This is a genomic window from Streptomyces sp. NPDC024632 (genome assembly GCF_055559175.1).
The window spans coordinates 331,441-341,333 of sequence record NZ_JBVHLD010000001.1 but is presented as its reverse complement, the minus strand read 5'-3'; the positions used below and the strand labels follow the sequence as shown (position 1 = coordinate 341,333).

Here is a 9,893-nt window from a genome sequence, read left to right as displayed (position 1 = left end):
GGGGCCGAGAGGGAGGAGAAAATAACGGGGGAACACCCCCACGACGGCCCCACCACCGTGAAGCAAACCCACCCAGGACCAGCGCCCGGGAATCCCCCTCAGGGGAGTCCCGGGCCCGGCCCTTCGGCGTCCGCCGTCCGCAGTGCGGGCAGGGAGCCGTCGGGCCCCGCGGCGCGGATAGGCTGAGCGCGCAGTTCCCCATCCCACCACCAGGAGCGTGGACCATGAGCGTTGTGACCCCGGCAGGCGGCGAGAGTCCGGCGACGCGGTCCTGGCCGGACGTGCTGACCACGCTGCTGGCAGGGCGGAATCTGGGTGGGGACGACACCGCGTGGGCGATGGACGCGATCATGCGCGGCGAGGCGAGCGACGTGCAGATCGCCGGGTTCGTCGTCGCGCTGCGGGCGAAGGGGGAGACCGTCGAAGAGGTCTCCGGCATGGTGCGGTCGATGTACGCGCACGCGAACACCATCGAGGTGCCCGGCGCGACCGTGGACATCGTCGGCACCGGCGGCGACCGGGCGAAGACCGTCAACATCTCCACCATGTCGGCGATCGTGGTCGCGGGCACCGGGGCGAAGGTCGTCAAGCACGGCAACCGCGCCGCGTCCTCGGCCAGCGGCGCCTCCGACGTCCTGGGAGAGCTCGGCGTCAATCTGCAACTGACGCCGCAGCGGGTCGTGGAGGTCGCGGAGGAGGCGGGCATCACCTTCTGCTTCGCGATCAAATTCCACCCCGCGCTGCGCCACGCGGGCACCGCCAGGAGCCAGTTGGGGGTGGCGACCGTCTTCAACTTCCTCGGCCCGCTGACCAATCCGGCCCGGGTGCGGGCGCAGGCCACCGGGGTCGCGGACCCGCGGATGGCGCCGATCATGGCCGGGGTGCTGGCCGAACGCGGCTCGTCCGCACTGGTGTTCCGCGGCGACGACGGCCTGGACGAGCTGACCACCACCGCGACCTCCCAGGTGTGGGTGGTGCGCGACGGCAAGGTGGAGCAGACCGCCTTCGACCCGCGGGACGTCGGCCTGCCCCTGGTGCCCGTGGAGGCGCTGCGCGGCGCCGACGCGGCCCACAACGCGGACGTCGCCCGGCGGCTGCTCGCGGGCGAGACCGGGCCCGTACGGGACGCCGTGCTGCTCAACTCGGCGGCGGCGCTGGTGGCCCTGCGGCCCGGCAGCGGGCCGTTGGAGGAGCAGATCGCGGCCGGTCTGGTGACGGCGGCCGAGTCGATCGACTCGGGCGCGGCGGCGGCGACGCTGGAGCGGTGGGCGGCGGCGAGCAACGCGTAATCGCCACTGTGGCGGAATTCGGATAGGTCCCCCGGGGACCGAGCACACGACGCTGTCCAATTTCTGGACGGCGTCTTGTGCGTTCGGCGCCTTGTGGCAGAATGCTGTCCAGGTCACGAGTGACAGCGTCAAGGCCCCGGCTCGCTGTCCGGCAACCCTCCGTCCGAGGCGGGGTGCCCCGGGTGATGACCAGGCCGTGAGCAGCGAGGCTCATGGCAAGCCGGACTTGGGGAGTTCTTTCATGAGCAAGCGAATGCGATAGGGCCTGTCGGCCCGGTTCCGCCGTTCCGCCTTTCGTTCGACGTTTCCATCCCGCGCTTCTGTACCGCGAGCCATTCCTTTTCGGCTTCAGATGTGCGGTGATTTCGCCTGCCGTAATCCGGGAGATCGCCATGACTGTGTCCATCGCTGCCACCGACCGTGAGATTTGTACCCCGCTGCCCGTTCTGGGCCGGGACGTCCTCGTGCCGCTCGTGACGGGCGGCGAAGTGACGTACGCCGCGCTCGACTACGCCGCCAGCGCCCCCGCGCTCCAGCGGGTGTGGGACGACGTGGCCGCCTACGCCCCCTACTACGGCAGCGTGCACCGCGGCGCCGGCTACCTCTCGCAGCTCTCCACCGACCTGTTCGAGCAGAGCCGGGTCACGGTCGCGGAATTCCTCGGCTGTCGGGCCGAGGACCAGGTGATCTTCACCCGTTCGACGACCGACTCGCTCAATCTGCTCGCCGCCGTCATCCCGGCGGGCACCCACGTCTTCGTCTTCGAGACCGAGCACCACGCCTCGCTGCTGCCGTGGCAGACGCGGGACGACGCGCGGGTCACCGTCCTGGGCGCGCCGCGTACGCCCGAGCAGGCCGTCGCCGCGCTCGACGTGGCCCTGCACGGCGCCCCCAAGGGGCCCAAGCTGGTCTGCGTCACCGGCGCCTCCAACGTCACCGGTGAGCTGTGGCCGGTACGGGAGCTGGCCGCCGCCGCGCACCGGCACGGCGCCCGTATCGTCCTGGACGCCGCCCAACTGGCCCCGCACCACCCGGTGGACATCGCCGCGCTCGACGTCGACTGGGTCGCCTTCTCCGGCCACAAGCTGTACGCGCCCTTCGGCTCCGGTGTCCTCGCGGGCCGCGCCGACTGGCTGCGCGAGGCCGAGCCGTACCTCGCGGGCGGCGGCGCCAGCCGCAAGGTCGCGCGGCGCGCGGACGGCGGAGTCGACGTCGAGTGGCACACCACCGCGGCGCGGCACGAGGCCGGGTCGCCGAACGTCATCGGCGTCTACGCCATCGCCGCGGCCTGCAAGGCGCTGACCGAGGCCGGGGTCGACCAACTCGTCACCCGTGAGCAGCGGTTGCTCGCCCGGCTGCGGGAAGGGCTCGCCTCCGTGCCCGAGGTGCGGGTGCTCTCCCTGTTCGGCGAGGACGCGCCCCGGGTCGGCGTGCTCTCCTTCGTCGTCCAGGGCTGGAACAGCTCGCACTTCGCCGCCGCGCTCTCCGCCGAGTACGGGATCGGTGTCCGCGACGGTCTCTTCTGCGCCCACCCGCTGGTGCGTACGCTCCTCGGCGCCGAGGGCGACGACCCGGGCGAGTGCGGCGCTCCCGAGGCCGCGCCCGGCGAGCGCGTCCTCAACGCCATCCGCGTGAGCTTCGGCGCGGGCACCCCCGAGGAGCACGTCGACCGCTTCGTCCACGCCGTCCGCACCCTCGTGCGCGACGGCGCCCAGTGGAACTACCGCACGGAGGACGGCCGCTGCGTGCCGGACAGGCGCTAGCGCCTGTCCGGCCGAACACGAACGGCGCCTTCGGTGCGGGACTCGATGGCCTTCAGGACGGCGATCATGTCCGCGGCCGGGTCGGTGGCGGCGGTCTCGGTGAACAGGGCGAGGCAGGTGTCGAGCAGGGGAGTGGCGGTGGCGGAGGCGCGGGCGGCCTCCGCGATGAGGCGGTTGTTCATGAGGACGTCGGCGGCGGCGGCCTGGACGGTGAAGTCGCGGGCGAGCAGCTTCGGGGACTTCATACGGGAGACGCCGCTGGCCATCGGTCCCGCGTCGAGCACGGCGAGGAACTGACGGGCGTCGACGCCGTGCCGCTCGGCGAAGTGGAACGCCTCGGTGAGCCCGGTGACCACGGTGATCAGGAAGAGGTTGACCGACAGCTTCATGAGCAGGGCGCCGGGCACCGGCCCGCAGGCGAAGGTCTCGTGGCACATGGGTGCCAGCAGCGGCCGTACCGCTGAGACGGCGGCGTCCTCGCCCGCGAGCATCGCCACCAGGCGGCCCGCCTCGGCCGGGGCGCGGGAGCCGGAGACCGGGGCCTCGACGTAGCGGCCGCCCGCCGCGCGGACCTCGGCTTCGAGGCCGAGCGAGTACTCGGGCGAGGTCGTGCCCATGTGCACGAGGGTGTGCCCCGCGACGTTCGCCGCGAAGGCGGGGGTGCCGCGGCCGAGGCAGGAGTCGATGGCGGCGCCGTCGGCGAGCATCACGAAGACGGTCCCGGCGCGGCGGAAGAGGTCGGCGGGGCTGTCGGCGGTTTCGGCGCCCGCCGCCCGCAGGGCCTCGGCGGCGGGCGCGCTGCGGTTCCACACCACCAGCGGGGTCCCGGCGCGGAGGAGATTGAGCGCCATGGGCCGGCCCATGACCCCGAGCCCCAGGAAACCGATGTCCACGACGCACCGCCGCCTCTCTTGCTGTTTATGACAGCCGTCATAATACTGGTCGTTATGACAGTGGTCATAGAGGGTGCGGAGCGGCGGACGGCCGCTCCCGCCGACGGGATCGACCTGCTCAGGCCCGCCGACGCGGACGCGGTGGCCGCCCTCTTCGCGGCCTGCTCCCCGGAGACGGTCCGGCTGCGCTTCCTCGGCGGCGCGCGCGAGTTCCCCCGCGCCCACCTGGACCGTCTGCTGGCAGGACCGCCCGCGGCGCACGACGCCGTGGTCGCGTACCGCGGCGGCCGGGACCGCCTGGTGGGAATCGCGGGCTTCGCGGCGGACGACACCGCCGGGCCGGGAACCGGCGGCGAGCTGGGCGTGCTGGTCGTGGACGCCTGGCAGCGCCGGGGCGTCGGCACCGCCATGGTCGGCCTGCTGCTCGCCCGCGCGCGGGCCAGGGGTGTCGAGCACGTGACGGTGAACGTCCCGCACGGCAGGCGGGGCCTGCTCGCCGCGCTCGGCCGCCGCCTGGAACCGGTCCGCGCGTCGTACACCCCGGACGGTCTGACCGCCGTCTATAAGGTGGCCCGGACGACCCGGGCGGCGGGGGTCGGAACGCAGTAGCTCCGTGGAGGTGTCGACGATGGCCGGGTCAGAACGCGGACCGCGCGAGCGGATGGTCTTCAGCGCGGCCCAGCTCATCCGGCGCGAGGGCGTCGGCGCGACCGGCATGCGCGAGGTCGCCGCCCACGCGGGCGCCCCGCGCGGCTCGCTCCAGCACTACTTCCCCGACGGCAAGGAACAGCTCGTCAACGAGGCGGTCGCCTGGGCGGGGAACTACGCCGCCAAGCGCGTCGCCCGCTTCCTGGCCGCGCTGCCCGAGCCGACCCCCGGCGGGCTGTTCGCCGCGATGGTCGGCCAGTGGACGGACGAGTACGCGGCCGACGGCTTCGACGCCGGATGCCCGGTCGCCGCCGCCTCGGTGGACTGCGCGCGGACCACCGAGTCCACCCGGAAGGCGACCGCCGCCGCCTTCGCGGCCTGGACCGCGCCGGTGGCCGCGGCGCTGACCGGCATGGGCGTTCCCGAGGACCGGTCCGTACCGCTGGCGACCCTCATGATCAGCACCCTGGAGGGCGCGATCCTGATCGCCAGGGCGGAGCGCGACGTCCGCGCCCTCACCACCGCCGCACGGGAGTTGGGCCCGCTGCTGGACGCGGCCCGCGCGTGACCGCGTACCGGGAGCGCAGGCCGAATCCGTAGGACGAACCCGTAGGCGGAATCCGTAGAGGGAATCAGCCTCAGGCGTCGAGGCCGATCGCGAACGCGGCCTCCAGGTCGTGCTGCGAGTACGTGCGGAAGGCGACATGGGTGTCGGTGGCCTCGACGCCGGGGATCTTGGAGATCCGGCCCGGAATGATGTCGGCCAGGTCGTCGTGGCGGGCGACGCGGACCAGCGCGACGAGGTCGTACGTGCCGGTCACGGAGTAGACCTCGCTGACGTTGTCCAGCGCGGCGATGGCCTCGGCGATCTCCGGAATCCGGTCGACGGAAGTCTTGATGAGCACGATCGCGGTGATCACGGCTGGATGTCTCCTTGGGTCGACCCGACTACGACGCTCAGCTTACGACGCGGCCGGTAGCACACCCAGGCGCACAGGAACCCGAAGGCGAAGCCGACGACATGGGCGAGATACGCCACTCCCGGACCGTTGTTGCCGGTCTGGGCGGCGAGCCACTGGAGGACGAACCAGAAGCCGAGCACCATCCACGCGGGGAAGCGCAGCGGGATGAAGAAGAGGAAGGGGAACAGGCTCGTCACCCGGGCCTTGGGATACAGATAGAGATACGCGCCCAGCGCCCCGGAGATCGCCCCGGACGCGCCGACCAGGCTCTGCGTCGACTCGGGGTTGGCGAGCGCGAACCCGTACGTCGCCAGATAGCCCGCGACCAGGTAGAAGAGCGCGAAGCGCACCCGGCCCATCCGGTTCTCGACGTTGTCGCCGAAGACGTAGAGGAAGAGCATGTTGCCGATCAGGTGCAGCCAGCTCCCGTGCAGGAACATCGCCGTGAGCACCGACAGCAGCGGCGACTTCGCGTACGCGTGCGGGGCCGCGCAGCCCGCGGGCAGGTCGAGCCGGTCCATCGGGAGCCGGCCGTGGAACAGCTCACTGGGGATGACACCCCAGTGCGCGAAGTAGACGGCCTGCGCGCACTGGAGCTTGTCGCCCGTGCCGTAGGAGGGGTTGAAGCCGGACAGCGGTCCGAGGAGGAAGACCACGGTGCACAGGGCGATCAGCGCATACGTCACGACCGGCGTGCGGCGGACCGGGTTCTTGTCGTACACCGGGATGACCATGGACCGATGATGACGCAGCGGTCGTAACGGACATAGGCCGCCTCGCCGCAGCGCGTCGCGGGTCGGAGGCCGTAAGGTGACCCCGACGTACGCCCGTCAGCACTGATACGCCCGACCGAGGAAGAGGTGCAGGACCGATGCCGGTGCCCATGCCCACCGCCACCACCCGGTGGCGCTGCACGCAGTGCGGCAATCTGACCCGGTTCGACGTGACCCGCTCCACGCGGGTCGTGGAGTACGTCCATCTCGACCTCGGCGGCGAGCCGCGGATCGAGGAGACCGACGTGCTGACCGAGACGGTCGAGTCCGTGCGGTGCCGCTGGTGCAACGCCGCGGACCAGATCGAGCTGGTCGACCGGCCGGGCGCGGCCGTGGCCGCGGGAACGTCCGAGGGAACGGCCGGGGAAACGGACTCCGGCGCGGACGCGGAGACCGGTTCGGCGCGGGACTGAGCCTCCTTACGGGGACAATGGATGCAAGAGGCGGCGGCCGGAGGGATCGAAGGGGGCCGGGGAGGCGCCGTGTAACCGGACGGGAGTGACTGGTGGACGGTATCGGCGGCTTTCCGCGGGCCGAGGCGAGGGGGTCCGAGACGGATGCCGCCGACGGGCCGGGCGCCGACGCGTCCGGCGCCGCGGCGCAGGATCCCGATACACCGCGGGCCGACGACGAACCGGGCGCCGAAGCACCGCCCGGCCGTGACGGCGGCGGCACTCCCGACGGCTCTACCGGCAGCGTCTCCGGCAGCGCTCCCGACGGCAACGCTGCCCCCGGCGCCGACGCTCCCGGTGACCCCGCCGACACCGGTGATACCGCCGACCCCGCCGATACCGGTGTCACTGCCGATGACGACGCCGCTCATGACGACGCCGCTCATGAACCCGCGCTCGACCGGCCGCTGCCCGAAGGCGTACGCCACCGCGTCGTCGCCATCGCCGCCGACGCCTTCGGCGGGTTCACCTTCGCCGAACTGCCGGTCTCACTGCGGCCGTACGCCCGTTTCACCCCGTCCAGACGTGTGAAATACGCGGCCACCGCGCTGGCCACCGCGCTGGAGGGCGACCCGGCCTTCCGGCACAAGGTCGCGGGCAAACTGCGCGAGGCGCAGCCGGAGCTGACCGGGGCGCTGGACGCTGGCACCCCGCCGCCCGCCGCGGACCCGCTCGACGTGGCCGCCGCGGCCTATCTGCTGCGCCCCGCGGGCTGGGCCAAGCTTGTCACCACCGCGGGCGAGGAGGCCCAACGGGCGCACGCCGAGCGGGCCGACGAGGAGACGCTGCGCGAACTGGCCAAGCTCCGCGAGGAGGTCCAGGGCCTGCACACGCAGCTGCGCTCGGACGCCGTACGGGCCCGCGCCGAACTGGACGCCGTCCGCAAGGAGGGCGACTCGGTGCACCGCAAGCTGCGCAGCGCCCTCAGCGACGTCAAGCGCGCCGAGGCCGCCCAGCGCAAGATCCAGGCGGAACTGGACGAGGCGCGGGCCGCCGCCGCCCAGGACAAGGCCGCCGCGGAGAGCGAGGCACGGCGGCTGCGCACCCGGCTCGCCGAGGCCGAGGCGGCGGTCGAGTCGGGCCGCCGCGCCGCCCGTGAGGGCCGCAGCATCGAGGACGTACGGCTGCGCCTGCTGCTGGACACCGTCCTCGACGCGGCCTCGGGGCTCCGCCGTGAACTGGCCCTGCCGCCGCGCGACACCCTGGGCGTACGCCCCGCCGACACGGTGGACGCGGTCGCGCCCGGGGCCTTCAGCCCGCGCGACATCGCCACCCGCGCGCTGTCCGAGACCGACCCGGCGCTGCTCGACCAGTTGCTCGCGCTGCCGCAGGCGCACCTCGTCGTCGACGGCTACAACGTCACCAAGACCGGCTATCCGTCGATGCCGTTGGAGAAACAGCGGCTGCGGCTGCTCGGCGGGCTCGCGGCGCTGGCCGCGCAGAGCGGCGCCGAGGTCACCTGTGTCTTCGACGGCGCCGACCTGGACATGCCGGTGCTGCTCGCGCCGCCGCGCGGGGTGCGGGTGCTGTTCAGCAAGGCCGGTGAGACCGCTGACGAGTTGATCCGGCGGCTGGTGCGGGCGGAACCGCCCGGCCGGCAGATCGTGGTCGTCTCCGCGGACCGCGAAGTCGCCGACGGCGTGGCCAAGGCGGGCGCCCGCCCGGTCGCCTCCGTCCTGCTGCTGAAACGTCTCGCACGCGTCTGAACCGCGCCTGCCGCTCGCGCCGCCCGCGCCTCCGGCCCCCCGGCTCCCGGTCGCCGCACCGCCGCAGCACCGAACCACCGAACACATCACTATTCGTTCGAGTATTCGGTTCGCGAACGCGCCATCGTCGACGGAGCGTTGATCCACCCTCACTGCGCGTACGAAGGTCGTAAAGAATGTGCGAACCGGTCGAGATTTTGCCAACAAGGATTTGAACCGATCACAGATAGGTCACTAAGGTCGGGCGTCGAACCTCCGCGCAGTCGATCATCCAATCCGGATGGCGCGCCGGGGGCCGCCCGCCAGTCAACCGGTAGGCGGCTGAAGGAAGAAGGAGCTCGCCTTCGTGGCGTCCCACCGTCGTCCCAAGCCGGCAAGCCGCACGCGCGTGACCGTGCTGACCGCCACCGCCGCAGCCGCGGTGGCCCTCACCTCCCAGGCGGCCCAGGCCGCCCCCGCCAAGCCGACCGTCAAGGACGCCAAGGCGAAGGTGGACGCGCTGTACGAGCAGGCTGAGCAGGCCTCAGAGAAGTACGACGGGGCCAACGAGAAGCTGCACACCCTCCAGAAGGAGGCGGGCACTCTCCAGGACCAGGTGGCCAGGCAGCAGCAGCACCTGAACCAGCTCAGGGACGGCCTCGGCGCCATCGCCGCGTCCCAGTACCGCAGCGGTGGCATCGACCCGTCGCTCCAGCTCTTCCTGTCGTCCAACCCGGACAACTACCTGGACCAGGCGACCACGCTCAACCAGCTCACGTCGATCCAGACCGACTCGCTGCACCAACTCCAGGACGCCAAGCGGACCCTGGACCAGCAGCGCGCCGAGGCGACCGCCAAGCTGACCGAGCTCCAGACCACCCGCACCGAGCTGGCCAAGCGCAAGGCCGAGGCGAAGGACAAGCTGGCCCAGGCCCAGCAGATCCTCAACTCGCTGACGGCCGCGCAGCGCGCGTCCATCGCCGCCGCCGACGCCCGCGCCAACCGCTCCACCACCCGCGTGGACCTCGGCGACGCGAAGCCCGCCTCGCAGCGCGCCGCCGCCGCCTTCTCCGCCGCGCAGTCCAGGGTCGGCCTGCCGTACGTGTACGGCGCCTCGGGCCCCAGCTCCTTCGACTGCTCCGGCCTCACCTCGTGGGCGTACCACCAGGCCGGCGTGACGATACCGCGCACCTCGCAGGCCCAGGCGAACGCCGGGACCCGGATCTACTCCACCTCCCAGCTCGCCGTCGGCGACCTCGTCATCTTCTACGGCGACTACCACCACGTCGGCCTCTACGCGGGCAACGGCATGGTGCTGCACGCGCCGAAGCCGGGCGCCTCGGTGCGCTACGAGTCGATCGGCAACATGCCGTTCCAGTTCGGCGTCCGCATCTGACGTCTTCCGGCGTCGTTCCTCACCGATTTCAC

Annotated in this window: 10 protein-coding genes and 1 riboswitch; of the genes, 7 read left to right on the top strand and 3 right to left on the bottom strand. The window is 72.4% G+C overall.

Annotated elements, in window-relative coordinates; genetic code table 11:
- The first annotated feature begins 224 nt into the window (after positions 1-224).
- Both trpD and ACZ37P_RS01500 read left to right on the top strand, forming a co-directional pair.
- Positions 225-1,289, top strand: coding sequence for an anthranilate phosphoribosyltransferase (trpD, locus tag ACZ37P_RS01505; RefSeq protein ID WP_355334260.1), 1,065 nt, complete (start codon positions 225-227; stop codon positions 1,287-1,289).
- Between the two features lie 111 nt (positions 1,290-1,400).
- A riboswitch (SAM riboswitch) is annotated at positions 1,401-1,517 on the top strand.
- 164 nt (positions 1,518-1,681) lie between these two features.
- Positions 1,682-3,052 carry an aminotransferase class V-fold PLP-dependent enzyme gene (locus tag ACZ37P_RS01500; protein WP_467344265.1) on the top strand — a complete coding sequence of 457 codons (1,371 nt, stop codon included), beginning with the start codon at positions 1,682-1,684 and terminating at the stop codon, positions 3,050-3,052.
- Here the strand turns inward: ACZ37P_RS01500 and ACZ37P_RS01495 are convergent.
- Positions 3,049-3,945: an NAD(P)-dependent oxidoreductase gene (locus ACZ37P_RS01495; RefSeq protein WP_467344263.1), complete on the bottom strand. Its 897-nt coding sequence runs from the start codon at positions 3,943-3,945 to the stop codon at positions 3,049-3,051. The two genes, ACZ37P_RS01500 and ACZ37P_RS01495, sit on opposite strands and share 4 nt — an antisense overlap.
- 54 nt (positions 3,946-3,999) lie before the next feature.
- Between ACZ37P_RS01495 and ACZ37P_RS01490 the strand changes: the two genes are divergently transcribed.
- Both ACZ37P_RS01490 and ACZ37P_RS01485 read left to right on the top strand, forming a co-directional pair.
- Positions 4,000-4,554, top strand: coding sequence for a GNAT family N-acetyltransferase (locus ACZ37P_RS01490; RefSeq protein WP_355334254.1), 555 nt, complete (start codon positions 4,000-4,002; stop codon positions 4,552-4,554).
- Between the two features lie 19 nt (positions 4,555-4,573).
- Positions 4,574-5,161 carry a TetR/AcrR family transcriptional regulator gene (locus tag ACZ37P_RS01485; RefSeq protein WP_401303828.1) on the top strand — a complete coding sequence of 196 codons (588 nt, stop codon included), beginning with the start codon at positions 4,574-4,576 and terminating at the stop codon, positions 5,159-5,161.
- A gap of 70 nt (positions 5,162-5,231) precedes the next feature.
- On the opposite strand, the gene ACZ37P_RS01480 is transcribed toward ACZ37P_RS01485, so the two are convergent.
- Positions 5,232-5,513 (bottom strand): Lrp/AsnC ligand binding domain-containing protein, encoded by a 282-nt coding sequence (locus tag ACZ37P_RS01480; protein ID WP_188281460.1) that lies wholly within the window; start codon positions 5,511-5,513, stop codon positions 5,232-5,234.
- Entirely contained in the window at positions 5,510-6,289 is a 780-nt protein-coding gene (locus ACZ37P_RS01475; protein ID WP_355334249.1) for a rhomboid family intramembrane serine protease, read from the bottom strand. The genes ACZ37P_RS01480 and ACZ37P_RS01475 overlap by 4 nt, the downstream gene beginning before the upstream one ends.
- Before the next feature lie 137 nt (positions 6,290-6,426).
- Here ACZ37P_RS01475 and ACZ37P_RS01470 point away from each other — a divergent pair, with 137 nt between their 5' ends.
- The 3 genes from ACZ37P_RS01470 (at position 6,427) to ACZ37P_RS01460 (ending at position 9,861) form a co-directional block, all read left to right on the top strand.
- Positions 6,427-6,741, top strand: a complete 315-nt coding sequence (locus tag ACZ37P_RS01470; protein ID WP_391043890.1) for a hypothetical protein — start codon at positions 6,427-6,429, stop codon at positions 6,739-6,741.
- Positions 6,742-6,830: 89 nt separating this feature from the next.
- Entirely contained in the window at positions 6,831-8,486 is a 1,656-nt protein-coding gene (locus ACZ37P_RS01465; protein WP_467344610.1) for an NYN domain-containing protein, read from the top strand.
- 346 nt (positions 8,487-8,832) lie between these two features.
- Positions 8,833-9,861: a C40 family peptidase gene (locus ACZ37P_RS01460; protein ID WP_391043892.1), complete on the top strand. Its 1,029-nt coding sequence runs from the start codon at positions 8,833-8,835 to the stop codon at positions 9,859-9,861.
- Positions 9,862-9,893: the final 32 nt, after the last annotated feature.